This is a genomic window from Pseudoalteromonas sp. 1CM17D, from assembly GCF_023161805.1.
In the GTDB taxonomy this organism is placed as follows: domain Bacteria; phylum Pseudomonadota; class Gammaproteobacteria; order Enterobacterales; family Alteromonadaceae; genus Pseudoalteromonas; species Pseudoalteromonas atlantica.
On record NZ_JALNTP010000002.1, the window covers coordinates 448,958 to 469,096 of the forward strand.

General features: G+C 40.4%; 11 protein-coding genes. 1 reads left to right on the top strand and 10 read right to left on the bottom strand.

What is annotated here, in order from left to right:
- Positions 1-308 precede the first annotated feature (308 nt).
- Positions 309-1,787 (top strand): sodium/proline symporter PutP, encoded by a 1,479-nt coding sequence (putP, locus tag MSC25_RS05685; protein WP_054983014.1) that lies wholly within the window; start codon positions 309-311, stop codon positions 1,785-1,787.
- Positions 1,788-1,903: 116 nt separating this feature from the next.
- On the opposite strand, the gene fahA is transcribed toward putP, so the two are convergent.
- From fahA to bcsR, 10 genes are all read right to left on the bottom strand, one after another.
- Positions 1,904-3,217, bottom strand: a complete 1,314-nt coding sequence (gene fahA, locus MSC25_RS05690; RefSeq protein WP_248442843.1) for a fumarylacetoacetase — start codon at positions 3,215-3,217, stop codon at positions 1,904-1,906.
- A gap of 130 nt (positions 3,218-3,347) precedes the next feature.
- Complete coding sequence (gene hppD, locus MSC25_RS05695) at positions 3,348-4,394, bottom strand: 4-hydroxyphenylpyruvate dioxygenase (protein ID WP_248442844.1); 1,047 nt, start codon at positions 4,392-4,394, stop codon at positions 3,348-3,350.
- A 308-nt stretch (positions 4,395-4,702) separates the two neighbouring features.
- Positions 4,703-7,450: a metallophosphoesterase gene (locus MSC25_RS05700; RefSeq protein WP_248442845.1), complete on the bottom strand. Its 2,748-nt coding sequence runs from the start codon at positions 7,448-7,450 to the stop codon at positions 4,703-4,705.
- A 145-nt stretch (positions 7,451-7,595) separates the two neighbouring features.
- Positions 7,596-9,089: a peptide MFS transporter gene (locus MSC25_RS05705; RefSeq protein WP_138579263.1), complete on the bottom strand. Its 1,494-nt coding sequence runs from the start codon at positions 9,087-9,089 to the stop codon at positions 7,596-7,598.
- Positions 9,090-9,334: 245 nt separating this feature from the next.
- The gene (locus MSC25_RS05710; RefSeq protein ID WP_248442846.1) at positions 9,335-13,153 is read right to left on the bottom strand and encodes a cellulose synthase subunit BcsC-related outer membrane protein; all 3,819 of its coding nucleotides are present in this window, start codon (positions 13,151-13,153) and stop codon (positions 9,335-9,337) included.
- Complete coding sequence (gene bcsZ / locus MSC25_RS05715; RefSeq protein ID WP_248442847.1) at positions 13,144-14,271, bottom strand: cellulose synthase complex periplasmic endoglucanase BcsZ; 1,128 nt, start codon at positions 14,269-14,271, stop codon at positions 13,144-13,146. The genes MSC25_RS05710 and bcsZ overlap by 10 nt, the downstream gene beginning before the upstream one ends.
- Positions 14,271-16,517, bottom strand: coding sequence for a cellulose biosynthesis cyclic di-GMP-binding regulatory protein BcsB (gene bcsB / locus MSC25_RS05720; protein ID WP_248442848.1), 2,247 nt, complete (start codon positions 16,515-16,517; stop codon positions 14,271-14,273). Before bcsB ends, bcsZ begins: the two co-directional genes overlap by 1 nt.
- Entirely contained in the window at positions 16,510-19,179 is a 2,670-nt protein-coding gene (gene bcsA / locus MSC25_RS05725) for a UDP-forming cellulose synthase catalytic subunit (protein WP_248442849.1), read from the bottom strand. The genes bcsB and bcsA overlap by 8 nt, the downstream gene beginning before the upstream one ends.
- A gap of 2 nt (positions 19,180-19,181) precedes the next feature.
- Entirely contained in the window at positions 19,182-19,895 is a 714-nt protein-coding gene (gene bcsQ / locus MSC25_RS05730; protein WP_004588340.1) for a cellulose biosynthesis protein BcsQ, read from the bottom strand.
- A gap of 31 nt (positions 19,896-19,926) precedes the next feature.
- A complete protein-coding gene (bcsR, locus tag MSC25_RS05735; RefSeq protein WP_004588341.1) occupies positions 19,927-20,106 on the bottom strand; it encodes a BcsR/BcsP family cellulose biosynthesis protein in 180 nt (59 codons plus the stop codon).
- Positions 20,107-20,139 lie beyond the last annotated feature (33 nt).

Consider the following 20,139-nt stretch of genomic DNA (forward strand, 5'->3'; position numbering starts at 1 on the left):
ATTAGCAATGGCTATAATATATGGCAAAACGTTCGAAATAGCATTAGGTAATTATTATTGATTTAATGAATTGTTATTAAATATTAGCTATATATGTAAATAAATTTACCGTATATCGGGTGTTTGAGGGTTAAATAGTCAATACGGCTGTTTTTTGTTCACTTCAGTGTAACAAGTTGGAGTTATCACCTTTAAGCATGGTATAGTCAAGACGGATGGTTTTTACCCCAATAGTGTCTTTATTATAATATTTTAAGAGTCATTATTAGGATTAAAAGCCTGTTTTATACAACTTTGTGGAGGCGAATTTGGAAACAGGAATGATTATTTCACTGGTATTGTATTTTATAGTCATGCTTGGCATTGGACTTTATGCATACAAACAGTCTACAAGTGATGTTTCGGGTTATATGCTAGGTGGACGTAGCTTATCTCCAAGTGTTGCAGCATTATCTGCTGGCGCATCGGATATGAGTGGTTGGATTTTAATGGGCTTACCTGGCGCTATGTTCGTTACTGGCTTTAGTAGCACATGGATAGCAATAGGCTTGGTTATTGGTGCGTGGTTAAACTACTTTTTAGTTGCGCCTCGTTTGCGTGTTTACACTGAAAAAGCAAACGACTCAATCACAATCCCAGACTACTTCTCTAATCGTTTTAATGATAAATCAAACCTTTTACGTGTAGTTTCTGCGGTAGTAATTATTGTGTTCTTTACGCTTTATACATCATCAGGTGTTGTAGCAGGCGGTAAATTGTTTGAAAGCTCGTTTGGCTTAAGTTACGAAATGGGTTTATACATCACCACTGGTGTTGTTGTTTTATATACCTTATTTGGTGGCTTCTTAGCCGTTAGCTTAACTGACTTTGTGCAAGGCTGTATTATGTTTATTGCCTTGATACTGGTACCGACCGTTGCTTACTCTTTATTAGATCAACCGCTAGAGTCAACACTTCATAGCGTTAACCCCGATATGCTTAATTGGATAGGTGCAGGCTCTGCATTAGGGATTATTTCGGCAATGGCATGGGGCTTAGGCTACTTTGGTCAACCTCATATTATTGTACGTTTTATGTCGGTGCGTAGCGTAAAAGATATGCCAACGGCTCGCCGTATTGGTATGACATGGATGATAGTTGCAGCCATTGGTGCTGTGGGTACTGGTTTATTTGGTGCCGCGTACACTTACGAAAACAACATTGTTGTTGAAGACCCAGAAACCATTTTCTTAATTCTTTCTGAGTTATTATTCCACCCATTAATTGCTGGTTTCTTATTGGCGGCTATTTTAGCTGCAATCATGAGTACAATTTCTTCGCAGTTACTTGTTAGCTCAAGTTCGTTAACTGAAGATTTTTACAAAACGTTTTTACGCAAAGAAGCAAGCGACACAGAGCTTGTTACTGTAGGACGTATTAGTGTAGCAGCAGTTGCTCTATGTGCTATTTACTTAGCGTACGATAGAGATAGCTCAATATTAAGCTTAGTAAGTAATGCATGGGCAGGTTTTGGTGCGGCATTTGGCCCACTGGTTTTATTTAGCCTGTACTGGAAACGCATGAACTTTGAAGGCGCACTAGCAGGTATGGTTGTAGGTGCTGGTACGGTTCTGTTTTGGATTTACTCACCATTTATGATTGATGGGCAAAGCTTAAGCAGTTACATGTACGAAATTGTACCAGGCTTTATTTTAGCAAGTATTGCAATTGTCGTTGTAAGCTTAGCGACGAAAGAGCCAGCGCAAAATATTACTGCGCTATTTGATGAGGTTGAAAAAGACCTTTAATAAACCCGTACTTTAGATACGAAAAAGCCACCTAGTTTAACTAGGTGGCTTTTTTATTTGCTATGTGTTGTCCTCAAATGTGTTTGCTTATTTAGGACATATCAATAACCAATAAGTTATTTAGCAGGTAATACTGTGCTTTCTACACTACCAAAGCCAATACGGGCATAGCCTGGCTTTTCGCACCAGCCGCGCATAATTACGTTATCGCCATCTTCTAAAAAGCTGCGCTGCTCACCATTACTCAGGGTTATTTTTTCTTTACCACCACGAGAAAGCTCTAATAAAGAACCCGCTTCTTCATGTGTAGGGCCTGACTGCGTGCCAGAGCCGAGCATATCACCTGGCATAAAGTTACAGCCATTTACAGTGTGATGGGTCACCATTTGCGCCACAGTCCAATATGAATGTTTAAAGCTTGAGGCTGAGACCTGCGTAGGTTGGTGGTTTTCATCACGCATTTTTTGAGTCTGAATTTTAACATCCATTTGAATATCAAATGCTCCTTGCTCGCGGTTAGCGGCAGATTCTAGGTACGGCATTGGTTGTGGATCGTTTTCATCACGTGTCCAGCTAGTTCTAAAAGGTGCAAGTGCTTCAGTGGTGACAATCCAAGGCGATACGGTTGATGCAAAGTTTTTAGCTAAAAACGGGCCTAATGGTTGGTATTCCCATGCTTGTAAATCTCGTGCTGACCAATCGTTAAATACACAAAAACCAAATACATGGTTTTCAGCGTTTTCAATGGCGATAGCATCACCCAGCGCATTGCCTTTGCCTAAGTAAATACCAAGCTCTAACTCGTAATCTAGGCGTTTACATGGGCCAAATGATGGGGTATCTGCATTGGGCGCTTTAGTTTGCCCTTTAGGGCGGTGAAATGTTTGCCCCGATACATCAATAGATGAAGAGCGGCCATGATAGCCAATCGGCACCCATTTATAGTTTGGTAAAAGCGGGTTGTCTGGTCTAAACAAGCTACCAACGGCTGTTGCATGGTAAATTGAGGTATAAAAGTCGGTGTAATCACCAATACGACACGGCAGTGAAAACTCTATATCAGCTTGAGCAATAAGGGTACTTTGCATTTCTTTTTGTTGCTGTGCGCCTTCACGCAATGCTTTTGAAAGCGCTAAGCGCAGTGCTGACCAGTATTGCTCCCCTAAACCCATAAATGTATTTAGTGTTGATTCGCTTGCTGCATCCAGGGCTGTTTTAGCATCACCGGTAAAAATGTTTAAGTGGCTCAATTTTGCTAAATCAATAACCTGATCGCCAATAGCAACCCCGCCTCTAAATTTTTCATTTGTGTTTTTAGTACGAAATTCTGCAAAAGGTAAATTTTGAATCGGGAAGTCACAGCCTTTAATATTGGCCGACTCTACCCAGCTAGTTAAATTAATGTCGTGGGTTTCGTTAATTTGGCTCATTACTTATCCTTTAGGTTTGATGTTGGGTGCATGCATTTATTTAAGCATACTTGTATGTTGCACCCTACTTTTTAAATATTAAAACGACAAAAAGCAGCGAAGATCGCTGCTTTTAATTTACTCAAAAAAGTTATAAAACGCCGCGGCGCTCTTGGTCTCGCTCAATTGACTCAAACAATGCTTGGAAATTACCTTCACCAAAACCACCATCATCTACACGTTGGATCATTTCTATAAAAATAGGTCCAAATAGGTTTTTAGAGAAAATTTGTAATAGGTAGCAGTTTTCACTTTGGCTATCGACTAATATTTGATGCTCGCGAATTTTTTCTTTATCTTCTGCAACCCACGGTACACGGTCAAAAATAGTGTCGTAATACTCAGGAATAATGTCTAAAGTAGCAATGGTCGATTTATCAAGCTTATCAAGCGAGCTAACTAAATCGTCAGTTAAAAACGCGAGATGTTGTACACCAGGGCCATTATATTCGCCTAAATACTCGTCAATTTGGTTGTTGTTATTGCCTTTACCTTCATTAATAGGAATTGAGAAGGTGCCACAGGGTGATTTTAATGCATACGATAGCAGCGCTGTTTTTTGACCTTTAATATCGAAATAGCGTACTTCTGTAAAACCAAACACGTCTTTGTAAAAGTTTGCCCATGTTTCCATAGTGCCTTTGTAAACGTTATTAGTTAAGTGATCTATACGTATAAAGCCTTTATCTTCAACTACATTAGGTGATGATAAATCTTCAAAGTCAGACTTATAAATAGACCCTTTATCACCAAATTGCTCAATAAAGTAAATCAGGCTATCGCCAATACCGTAAATGGCGGGGTAAGGTAAGTCTTTATGGGTTGAGTCGGTTGCGGGTTTTGCACCACGTGCTACAGCTGTTTCAAATGCATGCTGTGCATCCTCAACGCGCCAACCCATAGAGCAAATTGCTGGGCCATGACTTTTTGCAAATTCAGCAGAAAAACCATCGCGTTCGTTATTTAGTAAAAAGTGAATGTCGTTTTGGTTGTAATAGACAATATCTTTGCCTTTAAATTTTTTTAATTTTGAAAAACCAAAATCAGTAAACACTTTATCCATGTAGTCTGCATCAGGTGTTGCGTATTCAGTAAACTCAATACCAACTAAACCTAGTGGATTATTTGCTTCACTCATTTTTATTACTCCTGCAATAAATATTGCTACTGCGATTATGTGTTGTTGTCGTGTTGAGCTAGATAATCAACTAGATTTTAAGTTTGGGGAAGAGGGGGAGCAGATTTAGCATTTGAGCAAACTGTAAATTTAATAAGACGTTTACTTAGTCAATAGGTTTATACCTTACGCTTTAGGGTAAACGAGCATGTATTAGCTTGATGCTTTTCGTTTATTAAAGTTTAAGTTATTGATATAAATAAATAAAAAAGAGGTTTTATAAAAATAAAACCTCTTTTAAAAATGTAGTTACGTAATGTTTTTTGTATTTAATTGTTTACACTTTGTGTGCGATTGTTAAAAAACGTGTTGCGCTGCTCGAGCCAAAGGTTAGGTTTTACGGTTGGAGCTGCTTGGTAATGGCGCTCAATAGCTTGGTTTAATACCCGTGTTGTAGGGGTAAATGTCAGCTTTGATTGTGCACTGCCTATGCTTTTAATTTCGTCTCGAGTCAGGGCGCGCCCAGCATATAAAAGGGCGTTTAAATAACCGGGCACTGTTTCAAAGTTGTTATCTGTAAAGAGTAAAACAGATGACGTTAATGCCCAGGTGTTATTTATTTCACCGTCTTCTTTAACACCAGCAAGCTCGCCGTCTATGTACACTTCAAATACCCCATTACTGGGGGCGGTATAAAATACAAATGCAACTCGGTGCCAGTTTTCAGGCTCTGTTTGTCCAAAGTAACCACTATCACTGGTTGATTTACCATAACCGCCGGTTGGGTCGATAAACATATCGGCATCATCAGTGAGGTAATCTTGTGTGTTTGCTTGCATGATAGCGCGATAAATATCTTTGCCTTCTTTTGGCCAATATAAGTCCATTACTAAGGTGTAATCAGAAACCATTCCTTCACTTGCATAATCACCATTGGCAGGTGTATTTAAGGTTATTAATAACCCCTCGGTAGGGGCGTGGCGTGAAAACGCCATTACACCTGAGCTGCCATCAGCAAAATCAGCAATACCAAGTGCTTGAGTTGTATTATATTGCGTTTCTTCAGGGCCCCAGTTTGTTTGTTCTGGGTCAAAATAGCTCAATACTGAAGGGCCATAATCTGCTGCCAAAGGGCTATTTGCATCATCAAAATTCCACACTGTGACATTGCTTTGCTCATTACATGAAAAGAGTTGATTATCGGTATCTAGGTATAAGCACTGGCTTGTTCTAAAACGCGCATATTGATCAAGTAACCACCATGCTTCGTCAATGGCTTCAACGTTTGAAAAGGTAACACCGCTAAAAAATAGCTCAGGATTAAGTGCTGCGCCTTTAAACAACGCAACCTGATAAGTGCTCGCAGCTTGTATATCATCTGGTTTGAGTAAAAACCAATCTGGCTGACTGGCAAACATGGTGCTTAAATCGCTACCTGTAACCGTTACGCTATATAACGAATTAAAGCCCGGAGTGTTAGAGGGCTGGCGCTCAACATAGTAGGCTTTATGAAAGTCTTCTTGCGTTAAGGTCCCTGGTGTCCACCTCGTTTGTACTAATTCTGGGTTAAACAGGGCCGCCGTTATATCACTTGCATGGGCTGCAGCTAAAGCCGTTATTTCTGCAAGTTCTAAACTACTTGGGTAGTTTTCAGAAATAGCAATTTCTGTATTTGCATCAGGCGCATAGCGGCCCATAATTTCATCAATTGCCAGTTTAGTTGGTTCATCACGTTCGCTGATGCTGTCAGTTTCAATGGTGCTGTAATCTATTGTTGGCGATGTTTTATCTTGCAAGTTAAACGTAAGAGTAACATCGGTGATGCCTTTGGCGTAAAAATCTGGCTGAATAACCACAGCGCCGTTCTCGAGCGTATTATAGCTTTCACCGCCATGGGTATGACCGCCTAACACTAAATCAATACCGCTTACATCGGTTGCCATATCAATGTCTAAGCCTTCACCTAAATGGCTTAGCATTACCATGTAGTCAACGTCGCCTTGGTATTGGTTTACTATACTTTGTGCTATTTGTTGCCACTGCCAGCTCATTTTAAATTGTTTGATAAAATCAGGAATTGGCTCATCATCTATCGGTTCGTCTAGCTCGTTCCAAGGTACTGAGGTCATACCAAATACACCTAAGGTCACACAGCCTACTTGTACTTTAGCAAAGCCTACAGCGGCAAAATCTTGTAATTGTTCGCCTTCATAGCGTGTATTACTGGCAAGTACTATGGCGTTATCATCTTGCGAGTAGCTTAATAATTTTTCTGGCCCCCATGCATAGTCGTGATTTCCTACCACACGTAAATCAAACTGCATGGCTTTAATGGCTTCTTCTGTAGCGCTACCTTGTGATAGTTGCTCAGCAACAGTGCCTTTTTCGTAGTCATCACCCCCGTTGGTAAAAAGGGTATGCGGCGTTTGTGCAAGTACTTGGTTGTAGTAGGCTTTTATGCGGCTAAAGTATTGCTCCTCATAACCGAATCGCGCATGTAGGTCGGCAACATGAACAAATCTAACCGATTGCTCTGTGGCTGTGGCATCACACGTTGGGCCTATAGCAGCAAAGGCCTCATTGCGCTGCATCATAATAGCGAAGGTTCCTAGTGTTGTTACTTGCGCACTTACAAACCCATCTGCAACAAAAGAGTTATCAATAACTTCCCAGCCATCGCCAGATTGTCTAGCAATAAATAGCTGGCCTCCTAATTGGTAATCATCAGGTATTTTTATGCTGATAGTAATTGGATCACTAAAAGAAAGCGTACTTGGGGTGAGTAGGTGTATATCTGAGATAATATTTAGTAGTGCATTTGCATCATCTAATACTGTTTTTTCGTGTGTAAGTTCAGTGTTTTGAGAGACGGCATTGGCAGGTACAGTCAGTAAAAAGCTTCCTTCATCAAGGCTGACATCTAAACCTGTAGTTGTAGATACTGTTAACTCGCTAGGCTCAGGCTCAACGGGATCATTAGGGTTAGTTGTAACTTGATCGTCTGAACCACCACAGGCTGATAAAAAAACAATGCTTAAGGTTAAAAATAGGGTGTGAGATAAAGTTAACAAGCGCATGTACTGCGTCCCTGAGACTAGTTAAAAATTAATCAGCAGATGATAGCAGTTTACAGCGAGGTGATATAGAAATTTGAGAAAATTTCCCCCATAGCGGCTATGGGGGAAATTATAAATAGTATTACGCGTAATTAAACGTGCAATATTATGCAGCTTTTTCTTCTAGGCCTTGTTTTTCCCATACTTTCGCTTTAAAGCTCATAAGCACTAAAACAATACCTACGCCAATGCTAAATAAGGCAATTTGTAAGTATAAGTTAGGGATTTCTTCAACGTTATTTGGATCAAAGTTACCAGCCAGTAAGCCAGCAATAATGTTACCAATTGAATAAGTTAATACAAATACACCCATCATTTGGCCTGTGTAACGACGTGGCGAAAGTTTACTTACCGCACTTAATGCTACAGGGCTTAAACAAAGCTCACCTACTGTATGTAAAAAGTAAGTTGTTACTAGCCAGTATGGCGCTACTTTTAAGCCTTCAGCTGCGTAGTGAGCGGCCATAAACATAACTAAAAAGCCAGAAGCCATAATAATTAAGCCCATTGCACATTTTACGCTGTAAGTCGGCGATACCATCTTTTTAGATAAGTTAATCCAAAGCGCGGCAAAAAATGGCGATAAAGCAATAATAAATAGTGAGTTTAAAGATTGGAACCACGTAGTCGGAATTTCAAAAGTGCCAATAAGGCGATCTGTGTAATCACGGGCAAATAGGTTAAGTGATGAACCCGCTTGCTCAAAGCCAGACCAAAAACACGCAGAGGCAACACACACTAAAAATAGTGCCCACATTCTTTGTTTTTCGCCCGCTGTTAATTTACCTGTAAAGTAAATAACCCCGAAATAAATAAAGAATATAATAGTAAACACAACAGCTGTGTAGCCTGCTACAACAGTTGGGTTAATAATAATTGCGCCCGTCATTGCTGCAGCGGTCACACCAGCGGCAATAACAACAAAAGCAGCAATACCAAACCATGCACGAGATGTACCTTTAGCGCTTAATGGGTTAGCCGGTAATGCACTGTGCTCTGGTAGGTTGTTAAGCGTGCGCTTATATTGGATTAAGCCAATAGCCATACCCACAGCAGCTGCACCAAATGCCCAGTGCCAACCTACGTTTTCCATAAAGTAACCACATACGTAGTAACCAATTAAAGAACCTAAGTTAATACCCATGTAGTAGATAGCGTAACCGCCATCACGGCGCTCATCAGCATCGCTGTATAACTGGCCTACCATTGCGCTGATATTTGGTTTTAGCAAACCAGTACCTGTAGCAACAAAGATCAAACCAATAAAAAATGAATACTCATGAGGCACGGCCAAAATAATATGGCCACACATGATGATGATACCGCCGTACCATACGGCCTTTTGACCACCGAATAATCTATCCGCTAGCCAACCACCCGGTAAGCCTAAGAAATAAACGGCACCTGTGTATAAACCGTAAATTGCAGCAGCTGATGCAACAGTAAAGGCAAGGCCTTCTTCTTGTAGGCTTGCTGTCATAAACAATACGAGCATCGCTCGCATGCCGTAGTAACTCATTCGTTCCCACATCTCAGTGAAGAACAATGTCGAAAGTCCTTTAGGGTGGCCAAACCAACCACTATCTGGAGCTGAACTCATATTTACTTCCTAACTTTAAGAATTGTTGTAATGGCCTTATAATTTTTTGCTTTAGCTGTTTTGTGCCATGGGGCACTAAAACGCTCGACCATCTGTATATTATTTGTAGCTAAGATAATGATTTGCTAAATGGTAGTAACACCACAAGGTAAGAGACACACCCTTATCCTAGTTACAATTGCGCTCAAGTATACATATACCTTAGTGCGAGGGGAAGCATTCGCGATATATCACCTTGCACTGCGTTAAAAGTCTGCATAGGGAATAATTGGGGTGCCAGGAAACTCTAACGTCCCGTACACAGGGTTGAAGTAATAGCGAATATAGAGCTGGCCAAAGTTTGGTTCGTAAAAGTCAGCACGATCGATGGCTAAATAACCACCAAAAAACCAATGCGGCGTTATACGGTACTCAAAGCTTCCTTCAAGATTGTATGACACGCCAGAGCTGTCATCACTCTCAAATACAGGGTCCACCCCGGTAATCGCTTCTCTATCATAGGCTTGTAGCTGCAAGTCAGTGTCGTTAGGATAAAAATCAATGGCTTGGGTTTTTGTTTGCGAATACGAAATCCCCGTTTTTAAGCGATAAACAAAATCATCGCCCCAGCGCGCATCGTAGCTTAAAGGCACCGACAACCCAACGTAGTTTTGTGGGCTATAGTAACCGCCGTGGCCCCATGTTTCTTCACTTAAATTATACTGATATGCCCAATGCAATAGACTTGCGCCGACGGTAAATTCGCGTTCTTGATTACTAATAACGCGATAATAAGACCCGCCCATTACTCTATAGCGTTGGTTATCTTTAACATTTTGCCCTTTATAGAGCGTAAAGTCGGCGCTTGACCAAAAGCCCCAATCGCCACCTAAGTCATGAGATAGGTTGGCAGTTAGGCCTGTTGAGCGCACGCCGCCCCAAACTTCACCGGTATTTACATCTTCAAGCCCAGCATAAGAGAGCACGGAGCTTGTTACAGGGCGTTTTTCGAGCTCTAGGCTATAACCAAAATCGCCAATACTGTTGGCGTAATTTACACCCCATACTATGTCTTCAATTAAAAAGCCAAGTGGGGTCGTGCCTACATCAACACGCCAATTTTCATTTTGCCATCCAATACCTATGTCGACCCCATCTTGCTCAGGGCTTACTTCATCAATAGCACAGGTAAATATACAAAGTGCACCTTGGCCATAGCGGCTACCAGCAAATTGCTCATCAAAGCGAGTTGTTTGTGCGCTAATAGTGGTTGGGTCTATTTTAACAAACCCTTGGCCTTGCCAAAGTGGAAAGTAGGCTTCAATAGGTACTAAGCCTGCGCCAAGAGTCGCCTCGCTTTCGGTGCTTGTTTGGCCACTAAAGTTTACCCCAATAGCAATGTATGCTTGGTTTTTGCTTTGCTCATTTATAAGCTCGCGCTTAGCGCCATTAATATACCACGCATCATTTTCATCTATGCGAGCAATTTGTTTATAAAACGATTCATCGTTTAGGCGTTGCTCGCTTGATAGCGTTTTTAAATACCATTGCTTAGCTTGGTCTTGTTCATTAAAATTTCGGGCAACTTCAGCGCCTAAATAACTAAGCTCTTTATCATTGGGTGATTTAGCAATTAATTGATTGGCTAAAACTAAAGCATCACCTGCGTAATTAAAGTCATTTAACGAGGCCATTATTTGGCGTTGTAAGTAGGCTTGCTGATCATCTGTTTGCGTTATTGCGCGCTCAGTGACTTCTTTTGCCTGAAAGTCATTACCTAACTCTCTGTAAGCTTTTGCTATTGCAAGCATAGCTTGAGGCTCAATTGGCTGATTGTTTTTCAGTTTTTGCTGATAAACAATAATTGCTGACTCTTGCTGCCCCAGAGCTAAATTAGCATTTATTAATGCCGTGGTGATGGCGGGTGTACTTTGGTACTTTTGATCAAGCTGGTTAAGCTTTGCTAATAATTCGCCACCTTCGTAATACTGATTAATATACGTGGTGTATAAATTGACGTACTGTTCTACTTCGCCAGCACTTACATTATTAGGCAAGCTGTAATAAGAAAACCATTGTTCTACAGCAGGGCGCTCGTTTTGTTCTAATAGCCACTGCGCGTAAAGCATATGCCAATAAGGTGATAAAGTAGGCTCGGTATTTAATGCATTATTAATTAACTTTAGAGCGTGTTTTTTCTCATCTATTTGATACCAGCTACGCGATAGTTCGGCTTTCATTACTGGAGTTAAATTTTGCGCTTCTAAATTACTTAAATGAAAAATAGCCGTGGTTCTATTTTTGGTATTTAAGTGTCGCTCGCTTTGTCGAAGAGACTCGTTGAGCCTAAGTTGTTGCTCAAGAGTAATTATGTCGTCATTTCGATCACTAACCGGCACATATTCTAAGGTGTTTAAAGCGCCTTGATAATCATCAATTGAGCGTAAAAATAAAGCATGGCTATAACGTAACTGTGGATTGAGCGGAAACTGCCAAAGCACATTATTAAATAACGTTTTTGCCTTTTGAGTTAACCCGTTTTGTTGATAAATAAACGCTAAATCGTAATAAAGCCAAGGCTGCTCAGGGGCCAGTTCAATAGCCTCTTTTAAGGTTTGCTCAGCAAGCTCTGTATCGCCTGCATCACTATATCGGCGTGCTTTTTCGCGAAGCTGGCTACTTAACGTTGCCGCATACACAGGTTTAAGTTGTGCTTTTTGAGACTGAGATAAAGCATTATAAAACTTGATTAACGATTGCTCATTGTTATCCAATTCAACAATTTCTAATAACCCTGTTAGAGCGCCATTATTAAGCGGATCATTTTTTAACACGGTTTGATAAATAGCGGCCGCTTGTGAATAATTACCTTGAGCAAATTGTAACAATCCGCGGTTATACAAAACGCTAGCAGGGTCTTGCTCAAGTGTGTCGGCTAAATTTAATTTAAGCAACGCCGTTTTAAACTGGCTATTATTAATGGCTTCTTTTGCTTGGCGTATGTAAAGCCAAAACTTCGCTGTGGTTGCTAAGTCTTTTAGCGTTTCTCGCTCGGCAAAGTCGGCGGTATGCGAATACGCCTTAGTAAAATAATTATAAGACGTTTGATTTTTACCCATACGCAAATAAAGGGTGCCAAGGCTGCGCATAATTGCGCCATCGTTAGGGCGCCCTTTGAGCGCTTTTAGTAAAAGCGGCTCTGCGGCAACGAGCTTGTTTTTTTCAAGTAACGCCTCACCTTTAAGCCATAGTTGGTAGGCCGGGTTAGCTAATAATTTTTGTCGCGCTTTTAAATCTTTTTTGAAATCTTGATACTGTAATTCGCCTTTGCTGCTAAACGGATACACGCTAAAGTAGCGCTGAAATTGCTTTTCTGTAGCGCTATTTAATTGCATGTTAGATAAAGCACCTAACCAGATTGCTTCTACTTCATTACTGTAGCGAGAGGTGGCACCATATTTACTTAAAATAGTTAGCGCGGTGCTATCAGTGGGGTTATTTCTGAGTAAGTGGCGCGCATATGCAATATCTACCGCGCCGATGTTCTCGTAACTGCGTAGTAGCCTTTCGTAGCCTTTTTTTACATTTTGCCATTGGCTTTGCTCTTGTGCATACCAACTTAAATGCTCAAGCTCAAACGCTAAGCTTGGATAGGTGTTTTTAAAAAGCCTGCTGTAAATTAATCGCGCTTGTTCGTAACGTCCCGCACGGGCAAGTAATTTAGCTTGTTGTATATCTGCTTTGTCTTCGTTTTCTAATCTAGCAATTAATCGTAACTGTTCTACACAAGGGTGGGTACGTGTGTTGTTACCGTCAATTTTTCTTAAAATTTGATTTGCTTGTATAGCCTTACCATTGGCAAACTCAAAACGAGCAAGCGCACACTGGCTTTCTATTCGATTAGGGGCAATAGCCAATAACTTTTGTAAGCTATCGGCAATTAAATCTTTATTTTCTTGCACTTCACCAATATTGATTTGGCTTAAAAGCCACTCAACAGAGTGTGTATCAATGTCATTATTTGTTTTAGCATGCACACTTGCGCTGACTGCTAACGTACAAACAACAGCCCATTTTAACGACATTCAGTGCTCCACCTTGGCTTGAGCGTCCCGTCTGCTGTTATTGAAAAGCGCTTATTAAGCGCGCTACTACCAAACAGGTTTAATACACTGTCGTAATAGCGTGTTTGTGTGAATGACTTATCGACCATTAACTTTTGTTGAATGGCCATAACCAAAGAATCATCGCCATTTTCTTTTAGCATGGGCAGTAGGGCAGCATTAAAGCCTAATGGGCCACGCTTTTGGGTTTTGCCAGAGCGTGCATAGGTATTTAAAGGAACGTAGCCACGGCTGTTTATAGCCTCTACAAAAGGGGTAAACTGCTCGCTTAGCTGTGCTTTGTAAGGCGCATCGTTCGCCATCATACTGGCCCATAAGTAAACCCTAATGGCATTAAAGCTGCCTAAATCGGTTGCTTTTTTATCGTAATAAAAACCTTTTGCTGGGCTATACATCACCCAATCAGGGCTCACTCCGTTTTTAGCGGTATCCAAAATAAGCTTTGCAGACGCTTCATGTAATTGCTGCCAAGGTGAGTGCGGGTATAATTTGCTAAATTGCTGATAAATAAATAACGGTGAATAACTAGGGTTGAGTTTATAGGTGTTATTTTCAAATTCAAACCCAGCAGGGGCGGGTAATAAAGTAAGCCCTAACCCTGAAATATAGGCGGTTTCTTCTCGCATAATACGCTGCGCTAATACAGCAGCTAAAATACTATAGCGGCGGTCATCCCATAAAATAGCTGCTTGCGATAAACTATATGCTATCCATAAATCAGAATCTGATGCTGGGTTTGAGTCTATAATCCCATAGGTATCATTGCCTGTTTCACCCCATTGCCACGCAGGCAGACGTGTACTTAAATCGCCTTCAGAGAGGTGGTCTTGCGTCCAATCTAAAATGCTATCAAACGCGGCTTTATCGTTTGCTACTAGCGCAAAAAATAGTGCGTATGATTGCCCCTCTGAGGTGGTAATATTTTGTTTTGAACCTAGGTCTATTACGCGGCCTTCATCACTAATAAAGTGATTTTTAAATACTTGCCAGCCCTGCCAAGGCTCGCACTGCTGCGTTTGCGCTGACACAGAAAAACTTAAAAAAGCGGCTACTAATAATGCTCGGTTAAGTAATGTCATTATTCATCTCCTTCAGCTAAACGCTTATGGGTGAGTGCTTGTAGTAATCGCCATAAAATAAATGAAATTAGTAACAGCGTTAATATAGAAAGCAGGGCTAAAATAAATGGATGGTCAGATAAATGGAACCACACCAGCGTATGTACAGGAATATGACCGACAAAGTATTGCTCTTCGGTTTTTATTGTTTTAACGCCTTGTGAGTTTATAACCGCAGCACTGCCTTTTAATTGGCTTAATGTTTGAGAGTCCATAAGGGTTTTATCAATTAAGCCAAATGCTTTTTCAGTGGTGGCATTAAGTGATACAACAGAGCGCTCAGAATCAAAAGGAGATTGATAAGCTGTAATTACCGCCATATCTCCGCTACTTTTTACACTTACTTGTATTTTATCTGTGGCTTGCTCATCGTATGCACCGTTGTAAATTGCTTGCTTTATTTCACGTTGGTTATTCGTTAAAAGTACGTTTGTATGCGCATCTTCATCTAGTTGCTGAGCTGTGCTGCCAGGCTTTGCAACAACTAAAATATCTTTGTCGTCTAAATCAACATTTTCATTTAAATGGGCCACTGTCATTCTGTGGGTTGGATACCCCGTTATTGCGCCAAAATGACCGGTAAGATTAAACAGCAAAGTTAACGCTTTTGCAGAAGGCTGCTGGTCAATTAGTACAAGTGTTTGCTGTAAATCGGCATATTTGGTGTACGGGAAGCCACTGTTCGCAAAAACATTCAAATCTGGCAGGGCAATGTAATGATCAAAACCACTTACATCAATATTAGAATTACCATCAATAACACCAAACTCACCACCAGGTGGTGCTATTGCACACTCACCTTTTTTCAGCACACTAAATCTAAAATCAAAGTTTAGCTCGTTCCGAGTGGCTAGGTTTATGCCATTCAGTGAAAAGTTTTCTGCGTTTTGTGTAGTATCGGTATTGGCAATAAGTGGCAATAATGTTTTTGTAGTATTGAGTGTAGAATCGTCGTTATCTAACAAATATCCACTAATAAACTTTTGATTAATCAACATATTTAACCGAGAGTCCAAAGACTCGCTCTCGGGTGTGCTGCGATATTGCAATGTAATGGGGATGCCTTTTTCGCGCCAAGTAAATAAATCTGGCGCAAAACGCACGTTTAATTTTACGGGTCCGTTATTTAGCCCTTGTGCTTGTAGCTGATTGTCAAAATCAATTAATTCGTCAAAGTGTACTGCTCTATCAGCGCGTAACCAGCGCGGGGCATCGTACGCCTTGCGAAGCGGTAGTTGGTTAATTGCTTCTATGCTAGCTGTTCTGCCGGTCATGACTTTATGGCCAAAGGCCAATCCCGTGACGGCGGTTTTTAAATCGTCTTCATCACGCCCTAAAATCAGCAACATTTTGCTGTATCTATGTAGTGGGTTTGAAATAATCTCAACGGTTGGCTTTTCCACATCGGGATAGTCTTTTAAAAAGTCAGGCTTTGAATCGTTGGTAATAAAAACCACGCTGTGCGTATCTAATGATTTGTTAATCACCACCGGAAAATCAGCACCACGCCAGTCAGCTTGCGCGCCAAACCAGCTTGAAAGAGTCGCAGCCGCTTCAATCGTTTTGGTGTTAGGTGTTTTTGCAAACACAAACGGTAAGCTTAACTTATTGTAATCTTTGGCATCAAAAAAGGGCTCTGGTAAATATTCTAAACGGCTATCTATTGCCAGTTGCTTTTGATTGAGCGTGATATTGCTCGATTTATTAATTTCGGTCCAAATAGAGCGGCTAAAGTAATCTTGGCAACGTAAATCATAATAACCAACAAGCTCAAACCTAACTTGGTTGTAGTCTTGTACATACTTAGCATTGAGTTTTAGGCTATGGTTAACGGTATTTTTAACCACACTTAGTTGCTCATTTATGGGCAGTACAGTGACTAAGTTTTCATTAAAATACACTTTTAAATGCGACACGTTCGCAATCAATGATGGCGAGTTTGTGTACGAAAAATTAAGCTGTAAATCGGTGCTTAATTTATCAATGCGGTTGGTAAAATCCACTCTTGAGTTGTTGTTTATGCCATCAAGCTTGTAGCCATCAAAGCCTAAAGCAGCAAAGTCTAATCTTAAACTAGACACGTTGGCGCTTTCTGGGTAGCCATTTATAAACACAGATTTATCGTGCATTGGCTCAATAGCACATGCTTTGTAAGCACTGCATGTTAAAAACAGTATTAGAAATGTATTAAGCAAATTTTTAATCATAATTATAATGCACTATTGGTTTTTTAGGGGTGAAAGAGTTTATATATACAACAATTTTTGTCATTAGTTTTACAAAGGGTTGTAATGGCTTAGGAGCATGAAACAATAAATTGCTAAATCCTCTTAGGCTTGTTTTTTGTACTTCTTTAAAGCTATATGAAGGGCGGTCATGACGAAAATTATTTTGCCAGTCAAGCCACGCATCCGCTCTTGAAAAAGTACATTGTATAAATGCTTTTTGCTTTTCGAGCGAGAGATCTTTTAACGTTAAGCCTATTTGTTTGTTTCGGGTGTTACATACATACGTTGTAAATGAAAACTGTTTATTACCGCGGCTCATTAATAGCTCTATTTTGTCGTTTACTCGGCATAAATGAGCGTGCTCTGTTTCAATGCCCACTCCATTATCAGAGTAATCGGTTATTTTAACTTTTAACGTATGCCCATTTGCTAAGCGCACGCCGGCCGGAAAGTTTGCCTTAATACGGTGTGACTGCCTTACTTGCCTAGCTTCTGCAGCAACGGCTACCGCAGCGCCTAAAATAATAATATTATAAATTGCCCAGCCCATGCTGATTAACAAAACGCCCACTTGGCTCGGATCGCCAAAGCCTAAGCGTAAAACACCTACAAGCATGCCAACTAAGTTTATGAGTAAAAGTACCAAGTAGGGTTTAGATATACCCCAATCGTAATGCTCTTTATCATTTAAGCCGCCTTTTTCTGTTACGTTAAACTTACCCTTATTAGGGTTTATTAGCGCAACGGTTGTCGGCTTTAATATGTACCACGCAAGAACAGACTCATATACTTCACCCCAAAAAGAGTAGCGATATTTACCCTGAATTCGTGAGTTGGTCGCTTTTATTTGTATGAGTGCAGGCACTACATAAATAAAAATAGCTAAAAACGGCGCATAAATAATGTAAGCATTAAAGTATATGAGCGCCAGTGGCGCGGTTAAAAATACAATACGCGGAATGCCCGATAAAAAGTGCAGCATGGCGTTTAAGTAGCACAGGCGCTGTGGTATATCGAGTCCTTTACCTAAAATTGGGTTATCGAGCCTAAATATTTGCGCCATACCCCGAGCCCAACGAATACGCTGGCCAATATGTGCAGAGAGGCTGTCGGTGGCAAGGCCTGCAGCTTGTGGGATATTTATATAAGCGGTTTTATAACCGGCACGTTGCATACGCAGAGCAGTGTGGGCATCTTCGGTTACCGTTTCAAATGCAAAACCACCAATATTGTCGAGTGCTTCGCGTTTTAAAACAGCGCATGAGCCACAAAAGAAGGTGGCATCCCACATGTCATTACCATCTTGGATCAACCCATAAAAAAGCATGTTTTCATTAGGGATTTGGCTGTGGTTATTTAAATTACGCTCAAACGGATCTGCTGAGAAAAAGTGATGCGGTGTTTGCACTAAACATACTTTGCTGTCTTTTAAAAATTGCCCCATGGTCATTTGTAAAAATGAGCGGGCAGGTACGTGGTCACAGTCAAAAATAGCAATGTAGTCGCCGTTAGTGTAGCGCATGGCGCTATTCATATTACCGGCTTTAGCGTGGTTATTATCGGGTCGTGTTAAATAACCCACCCCCACTTTTTGAGCAAATTCTTTAAACTCTGGGCGTTTGCCATCATCAAGAATATACACGTTGAGCTTATCAGCAGGCCAATCAATGCTCATCGCCGCAAGCGTGGTAGGTTGTACAACGCTTAATGGTTCATTATAAGTAGGAATGTATACATCAACTGTTGGCCATAAGTCAGTGTTTTCTGGCAACGGAACAGGTTTACGCTCAAGGGGGTTTATAGTTTGAAAAAAACCTAAAATGAGCACCAGCCACGCATAGGTTTCTGCCAGCAGCAAGCCTGCGCCTAACGTAAGCGCAACAGGGTCATCCCAATTGAGGGTTTCTGTGTAGCGCCACCATAAATAACGCGATGAAGTGGTTACCGATAGGGTGATCATTACAATGGTGGCCATTTGCCCTTTAACGCGCTTAAGCCCGTATGCCACTATCAAAATAAAACTAATAAACACGGCTTGCGCTTCTAGGCTAAACGGAATAGTTATAAAAATAGCCAGTAAAAACAATATAAAGGCTACAACCACATATTTTATTAGTTTATTTTGCCAAATCTTAGCGTCAGCCATGGTTTTAAAAGCACTTTTTTTAGGACCCTTAACTTTTTTTGATAACAAACGCTTTAGTAATCTACCTAGCTTTAAGTCAAACCAACGCAACTGTTTAAGTGAATAACTTACTCCATTATAAAACTGATTTGATAGCCGCTCCCTTACAGAGTTATTTTTAGGTTTGTATTTAAAAAATAACAAATAAACGCTTTGAATGATAAAGCGCAAAATGTTTGAGTAAATAAACGTGCGGTACGGCAAGCGAAGATGCGGGTAGTAATCATATAAAATAAGTTCAAAGTTAAATCTGTGGTCTTTTATATTGATAAACAATGAACTAATCAGCGTAATAAAAGGCATTAAAAAGGCTTCTATTACGTTTACTTTGTGCTGGTTAAAATAACTATGAAACTTAAATAAAATATAACGTACAAGTTTTTCAGTAAAAATAATGCTTAACAGTAAATACAAAGTACTGTGTATTGGGCGCTTATAAAATAAAGAAAAGCTCATAACTACAGGGCCGATTTACTTACAAGCCAGCCGGCAAGTGTTTCAAAGTCATCGTTAGCAACACTGTAAGGCGCACAATTAAGCGCTACATTTCTATAGGCTGTAGACTCTTTAATTACTTCATCACTATTTATAAAAAAGGGCGCCATAAGCGGCAAGGTAGATTGCCATAAAGAAAACAGGTCAAACTCAAGTGTGGATGCAGAGTTATAACGATTGACTAAAAAGAAGTGTTTCCACTGGTTGTCAGTGTGTTTTAACGTTTGTAGTTTTTTATAAATTAAGCTGTGGCAAATAGCATCACAATTAACTATTTCAATCACTATGTCGTTTTTATCGAGCGGATAGTGGGTGATATCAATATGTGCAGGGCAATCAAAAAGAAGCCAAGCATTATTGTTATAATCCAGTTTATTGCAATTGTTGATAAAGTCGAATAACGCGGCGGTACTAACACTTTTATCGCCAAAAGGTAAAAACACTATGCCATCACTATCTTGATGAAAGTGCTCAAGGGCTTGTTCAAAGTCCTGCTCGTTACTCCAGCCGTGGTTGTACTGCCAAGGCAGGCCAAAGTGCAGGCCCAAATCGCTTTTAGAGTCTAAATCTATAGCAATAACGTCAGAGCCCGACTTTTTTAATACGCAGGCTAAGTTGGCAACCATAGAAGTAGCGCCAGTGCCGCCTTTAATGCCTTTTAGAAAAATTCTTTGCAAGGGGTTGTTTACCTGTCGTTTCAATTACTACTTACGCATTTACTGCACGGTGTATTTCGTTCAGTAATGCGTATTTTTCTATTGTTTGTTTATTTTTTTGTTTATTAACAATTTCAACGTAATCTTCACTTTTGCCGCCAAAACGCCGTGCAAGGTTCTCAATGTCATTTGATGTTAAGGTTTCAGAGCTTTTTGTCGTTAAATTACGCATTGTTGCCTTTATGGTGAAGTTTATTATTTTTAT

What these genes read in the sequence shown, in the direction of transcription:
- fahA (WP_248442843.1), bottom strand. Translation starts at nt 3,217, where the DNA reads ATGAGCCAAATTAACGAAACCCACGACATTAATTTAACTAGCTGGGTA.
- hppD (WP_248442844.1), bottom strand. Translation starts at nt 4,394, where the DNA reads ATGAGTGAAGCAAATAATCCACTAGGTTTAGTTGGTATTGAGTTTACT.
- MSC25_RS05700 (WP_248442845.1), bottom strand. Translation starts at nt 7,450, where the DNA reads ATGCGCTTGTTAACTTTATCTCACACCCTATTTTTAACCTTAAGCATT.
- MSC25_RS05705 (WP_138579263.1), bottom strand. Translation starts at nt 9,089, where the DNA reads ATGAGTTCAGCTCCAGATAGTGGTTGGTTTGGCCACCCTAAAGGACTT.
- MSC25_RS05710 (WP_248442846.1), bottom strand. Translation starts at nt 13,153, where the DNA reads ATGTCGTTAAAATGGGCTGTTGTTTGTACGTTAGCAGTCAGCGCAAGT.
- bcsZ (WP_248442847.1), bottom strand. Translation starts at nt 14,271, where the DNA reads ATGACATTACTTAACCGAGCATTATTAGTAGCCGCTTTTTTAAGTTTT.
- bcsB (WP_248442848.1), bottom strand. Translation starts at nt 16,517, where the DNA reads ATGATTAAAAATTTGCTTAATACATTTCTAATACTGTTTTTAACATGC.
- bcsA (WP_248442849.1), bottom strand. Translation starts at nt 19,179, where the DNA reads ATGAGCTTTTCTTTATTTTATAAGCGCCCAATACACAGTACTTTGTAT.
- bcsR (WP_004588341.1), bottom strand. Translation starts at nt 20,106, where the DNA reads ATGCGTAATTTAACGACAAAAAGCTCTGAAACCTTAACATCAAATGAC.